Origin of the sequence: Rahnella sp. BIGb0236 (assembly GCF_004364755.1) — a bacterium.
GTDB lineage: Bacteria > Pseudomonadota > Gammaproteobacteria > Enterobacterales > Enterobacteriaceae > Rahnella > Rahnella victoriana.
Genome location: NZ_SOAO01000014.1, coordinates 24,327 through 39,800 on the forward strand (window position 1 = coordinate 24,327; position 15,474 = coordinate 39,800).

A 15,474-nucleotide genomic window follows, 5' to 3' on the forward strand; every position below is an offset into this window, starting at 1 on the left:
GCAACACGCCTTACCCGATTGAGGATGTACAGAAGTCTGTCTGTCCAGACGTCTATTCTGTCGGGGCAGTTTACCGGTATGTTAAGAAAGAGGGAATGGCTTGTTGTTATTATATTTCGCCGCGCTGTTATTCCTGTTAGTTATAGTGAACGCGCAGGGGGCGAGCAAAATCAGAGGCATGGCCTAAACTTTAACTTCACCGTGATCCTTCTTTTCTCAATACACCTCCGGGAGAAGCCCTATGCCATTTCCTTTCCGCGTCCCCCTGTTGCCGGTGTTTGCGCTGGCATTGTTTAGCGGTTATGCCACCGCCGCCCCGCAAGCCCCTGAGTCGCCGCCTTCTGCCGCCACCGACGTCACCGAACTGGCGAAAGGGCTGGCACATCCTTGGTCACTGGCTTTTCTGCCTGATAATCAGGGCGCGCTGATCACCGAGCGCAGCGGGCAGTTACGGTTGTGGACGCAGGACAACGGATTATCCGCACCGCTGAAAGGGGTGCCACGGGTGTGGGTCGCCGGGCAGGCGGGTTTATGGGATGTGCGTTTGTCGCCAGATTTCGCCAGTAACCGGCGGGTATATCTGACCTATGCGCAACCGGGAGAAGTGGGTGAACCCCACGCGGCGCTTGGCTATGGCACATTGTCTGCCGACAATAAATCCCTGACCGGTTTTAAAGCCATTTTCGTGCAGCAACCGGCGTTGCAGAGCGGCATCAATCTGGGCGGACGCATCGCCTTTGATCAGAAGGGCAACATTTTCCTGTCCACCGGCGATAACAACCAGCGCATCAGGGCGCAGCATCGCAATCAGTTGCAGGGCAAAATCCTGCGCCTGACCCCGGAAGGTGGCGTGCCGCAAGACAATCCGTTCGTGAATGATCAAAGTGCGAAACCGGAGATCTGGACCTACGGCAACCGTAACGCGCAGGGGCTGGCGATCAATCCGTGGAGCGGCGCGTTGTGGGAAACGGAGCACGGCCCGCGCGGGGGCGATGAAGTGAACCTGCCAAAAGCCGGTAAAAACTACGGCTGGCCGCTGGCGACTTTTGGTATCAACTATTCCGGCCAGCCGATCCCGGAAGCCAAAGGCACGACGCTGGCCGGGGCGGAAGACCCGATTTATTACTGGAAAGTATCGCCCGCGCTGAGCGGCATGGCGTTCTATCACGCGCAGACTTTCCCGCAATGGAAAAACTCGCTGTTTGTCGGGGCGCTGGCGGGAAAATCACTGATCCGCCTGACACTGGACGGCGAAAAAGTCACTCATGAGGAACGGCTGCTCAGTGAACGGAACGAGCGTATCCGCGAGGTGCAGGTGGGCGATGACGGCTTTGTGTATGTGCTGACGGATGAAAGTGACGGCAAACTGCTGAAAGTGGCACCCAAGCATTAACCCTGAAAAAGGCGGGCTGCCATCGCCCGCCTCAGAGAGCACCTCAGCGCTGGGTTCGTTGTGCCTTGAACAGCGCCCAGACACTGAGCAATCCGACCATCATCAGGTAGTAGCCCGGTGCCAGACTGCTGCCGGTGGCGGAAATCAGCAATGTACAAATGAACGGGGCAAAGCCACCAAATACCGTCACGGCGACGTTATAGCTGATCGCCATCCCGCTGGCGCGGGTGGTGATCGGGAACAGATCCGCCATCATCGACGGCACGGTGGAGAAATACACCGATTTCAGCAGGGCCAGCCAGCTGATCAGCAACAGCAACGACATCGCCGACGTGTGTTGCAGCATCAGCCAGAAGGCCGGATACACCGTCAGCAACAGCAGGATCAGTGACCCCCACATCAGCGGCAGGCGACCAATTTTCTCTGCCCACAGCCCCATAATTGGCGTCACCACGGTCAGGATAATCCCGGCTGCCAGCGTGGCGCTGAACCCTGCGGACGCAGGCAGATGCAGCGTTTTGGTGGCATACGTCGGCACGTAGTTCAGCATGTAGTTAATTGCGGTAGAGACCACCATCAGGCCGATCGCCGTAAAGAACAGACCTTTTTGCGCCCGCACGATTTCCTTCAGCGGTGACGCGGTTTTCTCGGCCTTGCTGAAACTTTCCGATTCTTTGATATGGCGGCGGATATACAAACCGACAGGACCAATCAGCAACCCGAAGATAAACGGAATACGCCATCCCCAGTCCTGCAACTGTGTTTCACTCAGAATCGCCGACAACCCCAGACCGAATGCCGAGGCCAGCAATGTGCTTGCGCCCTGCGTCGCGAACTGCCAGCTGGCGATAAATGCCTTGCGCTCCGGGAAGTGTTCCACCAGAAAGGCCGTCGAGCTGCCGAATTCACCGCCCGCCGAAAAGCCCTGGATCAGACGTGCGGCGAGGATCAGCAGCGGCGCAGCCATCCCGATGGTGCCGTAGGCCGGCGTGACCACGATGATCAGTCCGCCCACCATCATCAGGCTGATGGAGAGCAGCAATGAGGCTTTGCGGCCATGTTTATCCGCATACGCACCCAGCACAATGGCACCGAGCGGACGGATCAGGAACGACACGCCGAAACTGCCGAATGTCAGTAACAGGGAAACTGTCGGGTCGGAAGTCGGGAAATACGCATGGGCAATGTAGCTGGCGAAAAAGCCATAAATCGCGATATCAAACCACTCCAGCGCGTTACCGATACAGGTCGCGAACAGGGTCTTCATCAGATGTGGCTTTTCGGTCACCGCACCTGCGCTGCCTGAAGATGCCGTTAACTGGCTCATTGGTCACCTCCGGCGTGTGCGGCATGTTGCGCGAGCAGGGTGGCACCCCGTTCGCCGAGATCCCAGAGCAGATGGGTCATGATCGCCAGCCCCTCGCGGGCGACGGAAATCAGCATATGTTCGTTGACGCCGTGCTGGCCGCAGGCCGGATAGGAATGCGGCACCCACAGCGTCGGCAGGCCGAGAATGTCGGCAAAGACGTCATTAGGCAGCGACCCGCCGAGATTCGGTAACAAGGCCGGTTTCTTGCCGGTGGTGTGCTGCATGATGTCCAGCGCCCAGCCGACCAGCGGGTCGGTCGGATCAAAACGGGTGGCCGGTGAGCCGCGCATAAATTCCACCTCTACCTGCGGGAAACCCTGCGCATCGAGGTGCGCGTGGACATGTTCTGCCAGATGCTGCCAGTCAGTGCCAACCACAAAACGCAGCTGACATACTGCCGTGGCACTGCCGGGAATAGCATTCATCGGGCGCTCAGGGTTGCCGGTCAGGAAGGAGAGCACCTCCAGCGTATTCCATGCGTACAGCCGTTCCGTGGGCGTCAGACCGGCTTCGCCCCAGTGCGGATCAATTTGCGGATCGCTTTCGCCGCCTCCAACCTCAACATCACTGAGGATCTCGCGGATGGCGTCGCTGACCGCAGGCGGTTTCAGCGCTGCCACCTGCAACTGACCGTGCTGATCCACCAGACAGGCCAGCGCATTGGCAAGCTGGGTGCCAGGATTGGTCAGCAGACCGCCCCAGTTACCGGAGTGGTAGGCGTTGTCGCGCGCGTTAATCGTCAGACGGAAATTCACCGCGCCGCGTGAACCGAGGAACAGCGTCGGGCGCACGGCGCTCAGGCGCGGGCCGTCGGAGGCGAGAAAAATATCGGCGCTGAGCTGGTCGCGGTAATCGCGGCACAGTTCAGCCAGCCCCGGTGAACTGATCTCTTCGCCCATCTCAAACAGCAGTTTGCAGTTGAAGCCCAGATGCCCGCCGCGGGCGTTGAAGATCTGTTCCAGCGCCGCGATATTGATGCTGTGCTGGCCCTTGTTGTCGGCGCTGCCGCGTCCGTACCAGCGGTCGCCTTCTTCTTTCAGCACCCAGGGAGACAAATCGCTGCGCCAGTTTTCGTCGTCACCGAACACGACGTCGCCGTGACCGTAACTCAGCACGGTGGGCAATGCGCTGTCTTCAATGCGCGTGGCAATCAGAAAAGGACGGTTGGCGGCATGCGGATTTTCCACGCTGAGCAGGCTGAAACCCATCGCTGAAAGTGCCGGTTTTATCTCTTCATCAAGATAACGCGCCAGTTCGGCATCGCGCTGATTGCTCTGGCTTTCAGTGGCGATCGCCACCCTGCGTGCCAGAATTCGCTGGTATTCACCCTGATCGAACCAGGCTAATGCCTGTTTTACGATATTTTCCGCTGTCATGAGGAACCTGCTTTTCAATGTTTTGAGGATTTATTGTTGGTTTTTTTAGCAGTTTCACTCTACGTCCCGTGTCAGCGTTGCCACAATAATAATAATTGCAAGTCAGCGTTGCTTTTATTGTAATGCTTGTCTGCACAATGATGAGGCAATACGGTCATGCAAAGTACCGAGATTCGTTATTTTCTGGCGGTGGCAAATACCGGCTCGCTGAGTGCCGCCAGTAAACAGTTGTTTGTGGCGGTATCTGCCATCAGTCGCCAGATCCAGAGGCTGGAAGAACGCATTGGCGCGCCGCTGTTTGAGCGTCACGCACGCGGCATGGTGCTGAACGACGCCGGGCAAATTCTGGAAAACCATGTGCGGAAAAGCATGATGGACATGGAACACGCCATCGCAGAAATTCAGGGGTTAAACGCGGTGCGCCGCACGGTGATCCGCATGGCGTGCACCGACGGGCTGGCGTTTGATCTGCTGCCGCAGATGTTTTCACAATTCCGGCTGATCAATCCCGGCGTGATGTTTTATCTCAATGTTGGCACGGCGGCGGAGGTGTCGGAGATGATCCATAACGGCGAGGTGGATCTGGCCTTGCAGTTCAGTCTGGTGGCGGAGCGCGGCGTGGACATCATGGCGTCTTTCCCCGCGCCGGTACGCATGGTGATGCGGCCGGATCATCCGCTGGCTGACGCGGATGTTCAGCTGACGGATTTGCATCCGTATCCGCTGGCGATGAACGAGCAGGGCAGCACCATCCGCCAGTTGTTTGATTTGTCCTGCCGGATGAGCGGGATCTTCCTTGAACCGGCGGTCAGCTGTAACCGTTTTTCGACACTGTACGATTTTATGGTACAGACGCCGGGGGCGATTGCGGCATGCAGTCATTTTTCGATTATGTACAAAGCGCGGCGCGATAACCTGCGGGTGAAACCGGTGAACATCGAACAGCTGAGTCAGCGCACGTTGCAGTTGCAGTCACCGGCAGGGAAGCGGCGGTCGGCCTCGCTGAGTCAGTTTATCGAGTTTATCCGTGATGAACTGACCCGCGAAAACGACGCCTTTATTCGTGATTTTGGGCTGCAACCGTCAGCAGGCGGTTTTTTGTAGCCGGGGATAGCGCGACCAGTGCTGGCTGTTCCAGCCCTGTGCGGCAGCGATTTTTTGCAGCGGTTCGCTGGCATTGATGACCGTTGCCACATCGGCAAATTCCAGCAGGGGCTGATCGTAAAGGGTGTGGCTGTAGGCGAAAATCTGCTGATAAGTTTGTGGCCTGCGGGCGTCCAGCCACACTTTCAGCCGGTCGACGCGCCCCTGATGAAAGGTGAGTTCGCCTTCCACCGTACCGCTGAAACGCTGATTGAGGATGCCGGTTTGCAACCCCAGACCGGCGTCTGCGCCCAGCCTTCTGGCCACCGGTATCACCAGATGTTCGCCGGAATCCGACATAATCAGGATCTCGTCGCCGCGTGCGCGATGCCATTCCAGCTTTTCGCGCGCCTGCGGGTAGACTCGCGGCAGGATATCCCGGTGGATAAACCGCTGAACCCAGTTCGCCACCGTCGCGCAGCTCATGCCACTCATCGGCAATAAAGTCTGAGAAAGATACTGACTGTAACGGGCGGCATAGTGCGGGCAAAACACGCCACTGGCGGGCGCATTGTGCTGATGAACGGCATGAAGACGATAATGGCTGAGTTCTTCGCGGGAGGCGTAACCCTGCGAAATCAGCCAGTGCAGCCACAGGTTATGGCTGTCGTCACAAATCAGCGTGTGGTCGAGTTCAAATATTGCGAGATCCATGGCGCGGATTCCCTCATCTGAAAGTCTTCATTCAGCGTAGCGCAATTTTTGAGTTCGGGTGTTTTATGTACAATCTTGTCACGCGATCTTCATCAGGCGTGAAAGCGGGTCCACAGCGTGATCAGCAGCCAGGCGGCCAGCGACCAGCAGACCACGGCGCAAAACAAGGCATAAGGCAGTTTCATCGAACCGATGAAAAAATACAGCGAAATCAGATACACCATATAAGGGATCACTGCCCACAATCCGAAAATGATGGTGGTGCGCAGAGCCTCAATATTTCGCTCGGTGCCGACAATATAATGGGCAATCAGGGCAAACGTCGGAAACAACGGCACCAGCCCGGCGATGTAATAGTTGCGGGTTTTCGACAGGATGCCGATCAGAATAACCACCAGTGCGCCAATCAGCGCTTTTATCACCAGACCTGTCATCGATGCCCCTGAAAGCGATTCTCCCACGCAGACCTCACGCGGAGATTAACCCCTTTATTGTTATAGATATTTTATATGTATTTGCAGACTAAACTGCCGCACATCTATGGAAGGGTCAAGTGCTGACTGCTTATTTTCCCGCCAGTGAGATGTGCACAAGCAGCGGAAATCTCTACTATTCTTTAGATCTTTACACTATTTAGGTTTATTCCCGAGCCGGAAAGCAGTAGGTTTTACACCTGACAGAGTTGCACAATCTGATTGAAAGATAAGATAAATTTCAGTTACCCGGACAAAAGCGCTGATACCTATGACTATTTCTTCCCAATTCAAACGGACTTTCATTTACGCGCTGGGCGGTGGAGTTTTGCTGCTGGCGCTTCCTGCCGCTCAGGCGGATAACGGCCCCGTCGCCCCACAGATTAATGCCAAATCCTGGGTATTGATGGATTACAACAGCGGTAAGATCCTGACGGAATCGAATCCTGACGCGCGTCTCGACCCGGCCAGCCTGAGTAAAATCATGGTCAGCTATGTGGTCGGGCAGGCGATCAAATCCGGCAAAATCAAATCCGACGATCTGGTTTCCGTCGGTAACGATGCCTGGGCCACCGGCAATCCGGTGCTGCGCGGCTCCTCGCTGATGTTCCTCAAGCCGGGCGACCGTGTGCCGGTGTCTGAGCTGAATAAAGGTATCGTGATCCAGTCAGGTAACGACGCCAGTATCGCACTGGCGGATTACGTGGCAGGCAGTCAGGATTCTTTCGTTAACCTGATGAACCGCTATGCCGAACAACTGAAACTGCAAAATACCCATTTCAAAACCGTTCACGGGCTGGATGCGGACGGTCAGTACACCTCGGCAACCGACATGGCGTTGCTGTCGCAGGCGCTGATCCGCGATACGCCGGATGAATATGCGCTGCATAAAGAGAAAGAATTTACCTTCAACCACATCAAACAGATTAACCGCAACCGCCTGTTGTGGAGTTCAAACCTGAATGTCGACGGCATCAAAACCGGCTACACCTCCGGCGCGGGCTACAATCTGGTGTCGTCGGCCAGTGATCCCAACAGTATGCGTCTGATCGCCGTGGTGATGGGCGCGCCGAGCGACCGTATCCGTTTCAGTGAAAGTGAAAGCCTGCTGACCTGGGGATTCCGTTTTTATGAAACCCTGACACCGATTAAAGCCGGTGATGCCTTCACCAGCCAGCGCGTGTGGTTTGGCGACGAGAAAATGGTGCCGCTGGGCGTGGCCGAAAATGCCTCGCTGACCATGCCGAAAGGCCAGCTGAAAAACCTCAAAGCCAGCTTCAACCTGACCACGCCACAGCTGGAAGCACCGCTGGCGAAAAATCAGGTGGTGGGCACGGTGGATTTCAGCCTGGATGGCAAAGTGATTGAGCAGCGTCCGCTGGTGGCCTTGCAGGAAGTGAAAGAAACCGGCTTTATCGGCCGCATCTGGGACTTCGTGATGATGAAAATCAGCAGCTTGTGGACCAGTGTTTTTGGCAAATAAGGCAGGCTGATAAACAAAAACGAGGCTCAGGTGGCCTCGTTTTTTATGCGTTCATTCGGAGAAATTCAGAGCGTAATCAGTTACGCACCCAGCCCTTCTTAATCGGGAAGGCAAATCCGAAGCGGTAAACCTTACACATCAGCGCGTTAATCGGCTCGCCAAACAGGTTCCATACCAGCTGTGCGAACAGGCACCCCAACATTCCTACCAGGAATCCTCCCAGCATATCCAGCGGCCAGTGAACGCCAAGGTAAACGCGCGACCAGGCGATCGACAGGGCGGTCACCATCAGTAATGCGCCCGACCAGGCGCGGTGCCAGAACATAAAGGCCAGTGCAAAGGTGAAGCTGACGGTACCGTGATCGCTCGGGAAGGAATCATCCGGCGAATGGTGCAGGAAGTTATAGCCAAAGCCTTCGACAAAAGGACGGGCATGCGGGAACAGGGCGGAGATGGCTTTTGCGGTAGACATGGCGAAAAGCAGGGCGATGGCGGTCTTGCTGATCATTTCGCGTTGCTGACCGATACGTTCCTGATGACCCCACAGCCAGAGGCCGATAATCAGCAGCGGAACAATCATGATCAGATCATTCGCCAGAAAAGTGGCCAGTTGGATCAGCGCCTTCGGCGACGCCGGTGTGGCGTTAATCCATAGAAACACTAAATGATTCAGTTGCTCCATTAAACATACCCTCATATGTACAGGCCAAATTAGCCTTCAAAAATTTCCGATAACCTGCTGACATCGCGCAGAAAAATAAGTTCTACGTTAGTTTGTGCTATCTGCAAGGTAAAGGGGGGATCGTCTGAATATCCGTGATTCATTGAATAACGGTATAGTTTCACGATGAAAATGAGTCTAAAGATCAGAACTTAAGGAAGCCTTAAGCAGACGGCCTGAAGAGGGATGCCGGGTGCCCCGAGGAGCCTGTATACTGTAACGAGTGATGTCACAGAAGGGGGCAGAATGGCGATTCGCGATGCGGTCATGGCGGATTCCGGCGTGTCACAGCGCCTGGGAAAAGAGACCTGTCGCCATTATTTTGGTAGTTTGTGGCAAAACGAATGACCGGCGATCGGTTTTTATCAACGTCAGGGGATGCATCAGGCCGCCGGGACAGCCTGTGTTACCGTGACGCAAACCACCAATTTGTGGATCATGAAAAAGGATATCAATGATTAAAATACGTCTGGGCGGTCTGTTTATCACACTGGAAGCCGGGGAAGATATCCCCTACGCGCCGGAATTTTGTGAACATTACACCTACCTTTTTCATCCGGTGGACGGCGGCTATGAAATCCTGCGCTACGATGCTTATTCCGGCTGGCATAAACGTCCCGATCAGTTATTTGAAGACGGTCATCAGGCGTTCGTGTTTGCCTATCAGTCTTATGAAAAAGAGTGGAATCAGACCGACGGCCGTTTAGGCGGGAAAGATCAGCGCCTTGAGCGAATTATGTAAATAACCTTTCTGACATGATGAAAATATAAACGACCACCTGCGGGTGGTTTTTTTATTTTCAGGGATAATACTGGAATAATCTGAAGGCATTATACTTAACTTTACATTTAATAGCATTTTCCTGACGGTAAAGAGTATTGTGGATATAATTATCCCGCCGATAAATTCTGTTCATAACATATTGTTGTGCAGATGTGATTGTCATTTTTCGCGATGGGTTTTTACTCTATCTTAATGATTAGTAAGGTTATGTCTTGTTCCCTTGGCCTCTGATATCCTCCCGTCGCAGCAACTGTTTTACCAAGCATGTTAATGTTTGTGGCGGCCCTGGTTATTATTCTAAATGCTTCCTAAACGAAAATTATTTCAAATGTTTTCCGGTTGCAACGGAACTTATCCTCGTTTAATTTGACGCTCATCTGCTCCGGGTCTGATGAGGAAATATAACTTCACGGTGGAGAGAAAATAATTTTGTCGCATGACGGCATCGATAGTTTATAAATAATCAAGGATATTGATAATGAAATTACGCGTACTTTCTCTGGTGGTTCCGGCTCTCATGATGGCAGGCACTGCGGGCGCTGCTGAAATTTATAACAAAGACGGCAACAAGCTGGATCTGTTCGGTAAAATCGACGGCCTGCATTATTTCTCTAAGGATAACGGCACGGACGGCGATCAGTCTTATATGCGTTTCGGTCTGCGCGGTGAAACCCAAATCAACAGCGAACTGACCGGTTACGGCCAGTGGGAATATCAGGCTTCGCTGAATCAGGCTGAAAGCGATGATGCGAACAACTTCACCCGTATCGGTTTTGCCGGTCTGAAATTCGGCGACTGGGGTTCACTGGATTATGGCCGTAACTACGGCGTGATGTACGACGTCGCGGCATGGACCGACGTGCTGCCGGAATTCGGCGGCGACACTTATGGCGCGGACAACTTCCTGTTCCAGCGTGCTAACGGTGTGCTGACTTACCGTAACCAGAACTTCTTCGGTCTGGTGGATGGCCTGAACGTTGCTGTGCAGTATCAGGGCAAGAACGGCAGCGCGACCGAATCCAACAACGGACGTGACGTGCTGGCGCAGAATGGCGACGGTTACGGCATGGCGCTGACCTATGATCTGGGCGACGGCTTCAGCGCCGGTGCCGCGATGATGGCCTCAGACCGTACAAATGAACAAAATGGCCGCAACAACCCGGCGATTCTGGGTGACGGCGACAAAGCCACCGCCTACAGCGGCGGTCTGAAATACGACGCAAACAATGTCTATCTGGCTGCCATGTATACGCAAAGCTACAACGCCAACCGTTTCGGCAAGGCAGGCAGCGCAGCGTACGGCTACGCGGATAAAGCTCAAAACTATGAACTGGTTGCACAGTACCAGTTCGATTTCGGCCTGCGTCCTTCCGTTGCCTATGTGCAGTCAAAAGGTAAAGACATTCAGGGCTACGGCAACCAGAATCTGACCAAATATGTTGATGTTGGCGCGTCTTATTTCTTCAACAAGAACATGCTGACTTACGTCGATTACAAAATTAATCTGATGGATGACAGCCGCTTCACCCGCAACTCCGGTATTAACACTGATAACGTGATCGCTACCGGTCTGGTTTATCAGTTCTGATAATCCGGCAATGCCCTGAACCCTCAGGGCATCTGCGTCTGCTGTGTCTGATTCTCCCGTCGCAAGGCGGGGGATGACCATTCTCACAGAATCTCATTGGTCGCTTTCCCCCTCATCTCCGCTCAGGCATCATGGCGTATACGTATCATTCGCATCTGACGCACGGAGCCGCCATGACCGATTACGCCACACCCAATCTTCCTTCCCGTAATTTCGAAGAAACCCAATGTTTTTATAGCAGTTTTGGTTTCTCCACCACCTATGTCGATGACGGCTGGCTGATCATGACCCGCGGCACCCTCACGCTGGAATTCTTCCTGCACACAGATCTTGATCCGCTCACAAGCTGGTTCAGCTGCTGTCTGCGTGTTGATAATGCCGATGAATTTTTCGATGCGTTTATTGCCGCCGGAATAGGGCAGGATAAGAAATCTCATCCGTGCATTCATCTGCCAAAAATGCAGCCTTTCGGATTGAGAATGGGCGCAATGATCGATATCGACGGCACGCTGGTGCGGGTGATTGAGAATGAGAAATAGGTCAGTCGGGGGGAGTTTCAAAAGCAGAAAAGAAAAAACCCGGCAATCTTGAACCTAACGAGGCGGGATTGACGGGCTCTCCAAATTTGGGGACTTCAAAGAAAAGCAGTGGCACTAATTAAGACTCTGGCTAACTTTAAAAGTTCGCGCGATGTGGCAAAAAATTAAAAAAATTATTGATTTTTTTTTGCCACATTACAGTTCAATGAGTTACGTTACGCGCCGGGCCAGATGATGACGATCAGCGTACCGGCGAGCGTCAGCAATACGTTAGCAATCGCGTAGGTTCCTGCATAACCGAGTGCCGGAATGTTACTGCGCGCGGTGTCACTGATGATTTCCATCGCCGGAGCACAGGTTCGTGCGCCCATGATCGCGCCGAACAATAATGCGCGGTTCATGCGCAGCACGTAGGCACCGAAGATAAAGCAAATCACCACCGGCACCAGGCTGACTATCAGACCGGAAACCAGCATCTGGCCGCCGACCGCGCCAAGCCCGTTATTGATGCCCGCGCCAGCACTCAGACCGACACCGGCCATAAACACCATCAGGCCAAACTCTTTCACCATGTTCAGCGCGCCCTGCGGGATATAACCGAAAGTAGGGTGGTTGGCCCGCAGGAAGCCAAGCATGATACCGGCGAACAGCAGACCCGCCGCGTTCCCAATGCCAAAGCTGAAGTTTTTAAACTGGAAGGTGATAAGCCCAATCATCAGGCCGACAATAAAGAAGGCGCAGAAGGCCAGCAAATCGGTGAGCTGACTGTGAACCGAGATAAACCCGATGCGCTCTGCCACGCTTTTCACGCGTTTGGCGTCGCCGCTGACCTGCAACACATCCCCTTTATTGAGGACGATGCTGTCGTCAATCGGCATTTCAATCTGGCTGCGGATCACGCGGTTAAGGAAACAACCCTGATCGGTCAGGTTCAGCTGACTCAGACGTTTGCCGACCGCGTGGTTATTCTTGACCACCACTTCTTCGGTCACGATACGCATGTCCAGCAGGTCGCGGTCGAAAACTTCCTTACCGTTTCTGAAACTCGGGTCGAGACGTGAATGCGCGTCCGGATAACCGACCAGCGAGATTTCGTCACCGACCTGCAAGACTGCGTCACCGTCCGGCGTCGCCAGAATGCCGTTACGGCGGATACGTTCGATGTAACAACCGGTCTGGCGGTAAATGCCCAGTTCGCGCAGGTTTTTGCCGTCGGCCCATGCCACCAGTTCCTGTCCGACGCGGTAGGCGCGGATCACAGGCAGATAGACTTTGCGTTTGCTGTCGGTATCCAGACCCCGTTCGCGGGCGATTTGCTGGGCGCTGGTCGGTAAATCCTGATGTTGCAGCTTCGGCAGATAGCGTGCGCCGAAAATCAGGCTGACCAGACCGATGAGATAGGTCAGGGCGTAGCCCAGACTCAGGTTGTCCAGTTCAGGGCCGAGCAGCTTATTGCCGCCCATGGTGTTACGCAGCGTGTCTCCGGCACCGACCAGAACCGGCGTCGAGGTCATCGAACCCGCGAGCATACCGGCGGTAAGACCGATATCCCAGCCGAACGCTTTGCCCAATCCGAGCGCCAGCAACATGGCGCTGCCGACCATCACCAGTGCCAGCATGAAGTAATTTTTGCCGTCCCGGAAGAAAATGGAAAAAAAGTTGGGTCCGGCTTCGACGCCGACACAAAAAATAAACAGCATAAAGCCGAGGTTGAGCGCTTCCGTATTAATACTGAAATGCTGCTGACCCAGCAGAAGGGAAACCACTAATACGCCAATAGAATTTCCGAGCTGGACGGAACCCAGGCGAATTTTCCCCAGGCATAAACCCAGTGCCAAAACCACAAATAATAACAGGATGTAATTCCCGTTTAACAAACTAGCGACGTTTATATTCACAAGGATAACTTATTGTTTACCAACAAATTCTTGATATAGGAGAATGTAAAGGATAAATTCAGAACCGGAATATTCCTACTCTTGCTGACACTTTCGGTCACTGAATCAGGTGGAGTGGAAAAGCGGGTTTCGGGCGTCATTTTAGTCACAGAACGCCGGTTCAGCCAGAGAAAACCCCGTATAAATCTTCTGAAAGCTTTTTTTGTGTTTCGCGGGAGTGCGTGACACCTCAGGGAAGTGAGCCAGAAGGCTCCGACAGGTAAGAAAGAACACATTTGTGCTGCAGATAACCTGTAAATCTCGCCAACTTTAAGGAGGAAGTAAAATGGCAATTTGGCGAAAAGTGGTAGCCCCGTTAATTTGTTGCATAATATTCTTAATTATATTTCTTTTATTAAAAAATGGTTGGATTATTGTTAGAGATGTCGCGCCGGGGCCAGAATACGGCCTGTTATTATTTATGATCCCGGGGGTGATTGCGTCGCTGATTTCCCGTGATTCGGCGATATTCTCGTCTTTTGTCGGCGGGCTGGTGTCCATTCCTGTTTGTTTTTTATTGCGCATGGCGTTTTACCCGCGCGTTCGTCCGCTGGTTCAGGAGCTGGCTTATGCCACCAGCGCGATATTTTGGTGTGTTCTGGGAGCCATACTGGTGCAACTGCTGGTCATCGCTTACCGGCAGTTCAGGCAACACTGACAGATGATGAGGTCGGGGCAATAAAAAAGGCGCTCAGTGAGCGCCTTTTTGCTGTGTGTCAGTCTTTATTTTTTTGCGGATCAGTTGCTGAACAACGCCAGATGCTCTTTGGCATAGGCTTCAAAATCAGTGCAACCGCCGATGTGTTTCTGATCGAGGAAAATCTGTGGAACCGTTTCTACCGGTTTGCCCACGGTTTTTTCCAGGTCGGCTTTAGTGATGCCTTCCGCATGGATGTCGATGTAACGGAAGTTGAAATCATCACGTTCTTCAGTCAGTTTTTCAGCCAACTCTTTAGCGCGTACACAATAAGGACAGCCAGGACGCCCGAAAATTACTGCAAACATGGAGACTCCTTTGTTAATGCCAACGAGATAAATGAAAGGGGAGTGTCGTTTTTGTTATCCACATCACCTTTTTGATGTCGCTACTATGCCTGTTGCAAACCATAAAAAAAAGCAGGAATTACCTGTCAGTCCGATACCTTTGACCTATCTAAATGAACCGGCAGTCATTTTTAGCCGCCGCACATTGTTACAGCTATTGATGCCACAATCCTTGCAAACAGTGCTCACAGCATGAATGATTGGGACGACTGTTTTTATTTACCGCTACCGTTCAGGAATTTTTAAATGACGCCGACTATCGATCTTCTGCGCTCACACCGCTCCATTCGTGCCTTTACCGACCAGCCGGTATCCGATGAGCAGCGCGAAGCCATTATCGCCGCCGCTCAGGCCGCTTCCACGTCCAGCTTCCTGCAATGTTCTTCTATTATCCGGATCACCGATCCTGCGCTGCGTGAAACGCTGGTGCAGTACACCGGCGGACAAAAATATGTCGCCAGTGCTGCAGAATTTTGGGTCTTTTGCGCCGATTTCAACCGTAACTGGCAGATTAACCCGGAAGCGGAACTGGGGCTGGCGGAACAACTGCTGCTCGGCAGTGTGGATACCGCGCTGATGGCGCAAAATGCCATGACCGCCGCAGAATCGCTCGGTCTGGGCGGTGTGTTTATCGGCGGGATACGTAATCAGGTCGACGATGTGGTGAATCTGCTGAAATTGCCGAAATTTGTCATGCCGCTGTTCGGTTTTTGCATCGGCACACCGGCGCAGGATCATCAGGTTAAACCGCGTATGCCGCAGTCATTGCTGGTGCATGAAAACGCCTATCAACCGGTCGATAAAGCGGTGCTGGCGGACTATGACGAACAATTAAGTCAGTATTATCTTCAGCGCGACAGCAATGCCCGTCGCGATACCTGGAGTGATCTGATCATGCGTACACTGAAAAAGGAACAGCGTCCGTTTATGCTGGACGCACTGCACAAGCAAGGCTGGGCAACACGCTAAT

At 53.5% G+C, this 15,474-nt stretch carries 15 protein-coding genes; 8 read left to right on the forward strand and 7 right to left on the reverse strand.

What is annotated here, in order from left to right; genetic code table 11:
* Positions 1–241: 241 nt before the first annotated feature.
* Positions 242–1,393, forward strand: coding sequence for a PQQ-dependent sugar dehydrogenase (locus EDF78_RS21335; RefSeq protein WP_133823861.1), 1,152 nt, complete (start codon positions 242–244; stop codon positions 1,391–1,393).
* Positions 1,394–1,436: 43 nt separating this feature from the next.
* On the opposite strand, the gene EDF78_RS21340 is transcribed toward EDF78_RS21335, so the two are convergent.
* Together EDF78_RS21340 and EDF78_RS21345 are read right to left on the reverse strand one after the other, a co-directional pair.
* Positions 1,437–2,720 carry an MFS transporter gene (locus EDF78_RS21340; protein WP_133823862.1) on the reverse strand — a complete coding sequence of 428 codons (1,284 nt, stop codon included), beginning with the start codon at positions 2,718–2,720 and terminating at the stop codon, positions 1,437–1,439.
* Positions 2,717–4,138 carry a M20 family metallopeptidase gene (locus EDF78_RS21345; RefSeq protein WP_133823863.1) on the reverse strand — a complete coding sequence of 474 codons (1,422 nt, stop codon included), beginning with the start codon at positions 4,136–4,138 and terminating at the stop codon, positions 2,717–2,719. The genes EDF78_RS21340 and EDF78_RS21345 overlap by 4 nt, the downstream gene beginning before the upstream one ends.
* A 156-nt stretch (positions 4,139–4,294) precedes the next feature.
* Between EDF78_RS21345 and EDF78_RS21350 the strand changes: the two genes are divergently transcribed.
* Positions 4,295–5,242 (forward strand): LysR family transcriptional regulator, encoded by a 948-nt coding sequence (locus EDF78_RS21350; RefSeq protein ID WP_095922267.1) that lies wholly within the window; start codon positions 4,295–4,297, stop codon positions 5,240–5,242.
* On the opposite strand, the gene EDF78_RS21355 is transcribed toward EDF78_RS21350, so the two are convergent.
* Both EDF78_RS21355 and EDF78_RS21360 read right to left on the reverse strand, forming a co-directional pair.
* Positions 5,222–5,935 carry an HAD-IB family hydrolase gene (locus tag EDF78_RS21355; protein WP_133823864.1) on the reverse strand — a complete coding sequence of 238 codons (714 nt, stop codon included), beginning with the start codon at positions 5,933–5,935 and terminating at the stop codon, positions 5,222–5,224. The two genes, EDF78_RS21350 and EDF78_RS21355, sit on opposite strands and share 21 nt — an antisense overlap.
* A gap of 92 nt (positions 5,936–6,027) precedes the next feature.
* A complete protein-coding gene (locus EDF78_RS21360; RefSeq protein ID WP_095922265.1) occupies positions 6,028–6,369 on the reverse strand; it encodes a GlpM family protein in 342 nt (113 codons plus the stop codon).
* A 310-nt stretch (positions 6,370–6,679) separates the two neighbouring features.
* Between EDF78_RS21360 and EDF78_RS21365 the strand changes: the two genes are divergently transcribed.
* Positions 6,680–7,891, forward strand: a complete 1,212-nt coding sequence (locus EDF78_RS21365; RefSeq protein WP_133823865.1) for a serine hydrolase — start codon at positions 6,680–6,682, stop codon at positions 7,889–7,891.
* A gap of 76 nt (positions 7,892–7,967) precedes the next feature.
* On the opposite strand, the gene ybjG is transcribed toward EDF78_RS21365, so the two are convergent.
* A complete protein-coding gene (gene ybjG / locus EDF78_RS21370; protein WP_095922263.1) occupies positions 7,968–8,573 on the reverse strand; it encodes an undecaprenyl-diphosphate phosphatase in 606 nt (201 codons plus the stop codon).
* Positions 8,574–9,066: 493 nt separating this feature from the next.
* On the opposite strand from ybjG, the gene EDF78_RS21380 reads away from it, so the two are divergent.
* The 3 genes from EDF78_RS21380 (at position 9,067) to EDF78_RS21390 (ending at position 11,523) form a co-directional block, all read left to right on the forward strand.
* The gene (locus EDF78_RS21380; RefSeq protein WP_095922262.1) at positions 9,067–9,354 is read left to right on the forward strand and encodes a hypothetical protein; all 288 of its coding nucleotides are present in this window, start codon (positions 9,067–9,069) and stop codon (positions 9,352–9,354) included.
* 520 nt (positions 9,355–9,874) lie between these two features.
* Positions 9,875–10,984 carry a porin OmpC gene (gene ompC, locus EDF78_RS21385; protein ID WP_133823866.1) on the forward strand — a complete coding sequence of 370 codons (1,110 nt, stop codon included), beginning with the start codon at positions 9,875–9,877 and terminating at the stop codon, positions 10,982–10,984.
* Positions 10,985–11,157: 173 nt separating this feature from the next.
* Positions 11,158–11,523 (forward strand): bleomycin resistance protein, encoded by a 366-nt coding sequence (locus EDF78_RS21390; protein WP_133823895.1) that lies wholly within the window; start codon positions 11,158–11,160, stop codon positions 11,521–11,523.
* A 215-nt stretch (positions 11,524–11,738) separates the two neighbouring features.
* Here the strand turns inward: EDF78_RS21390 and EDF78_RS21395 are convergent, their stop codons facing one another.
* Complete coding sequence (locus EDF78_RS21395) at positions 11,739–13,421, reverse strand: aspartate:alanine antiporter (protein WP_095922256.1); 1,683 nt, start codon at positions 13,419–13,421, stop codon at positions 11,739–11,741.
* Between the two features lie 325 nt (positions 13,422–13,746).
* Here EDF78_RS21395 and ybjM point away from each other — a divergent pair, with 325 nt between their 5' ends.
* Positions 13,747–14,118: an inner membrane protein YbjM gene (ybjM, locus tag EDF78_RS21400; RefSeq protein WP_133823867.1), complete on the forward strand. Its 372-nt coding sequence runs from the start codon at positions 13,747–13,749 to the stop codon at positions 14,116–14,118.
* Positions 14,119–14,198: 80 nt separating this feature from the next.
* Here the strand turns inward: ybjM and EDF78_RS21405 are convergent, their stop codons facing one another.
* On the reverse strand, positions 14,199–14,465 hold the full coding sequence (locus EDF78_RS21405) for a GrxA family glutaredoxin (protein WP_013575818.1): 267 nt from the start codon (positions 14,463–14,465) through the stop codon (positions 14,199–14,201).
* A 285-nt stretch (positions 14,466–14,750) separates the two neighbouring features.
* On the opposite strand from EDF78_RS21405, the gene nfsA reads away from it, so the two are divergent.
* Positions 14,751–15,473, forward strand: coding sequence for an oxygen-insensitive NADPH nitroreductase (gene nfsA, locus EDF78_RS21410; protein WP_133823868.1), 723 nt, complete (start codon positions 14,751–14,753; stop codon positions 15,471–15,473).
* Position 15,474: the final 1 nt, after the last annotated feature.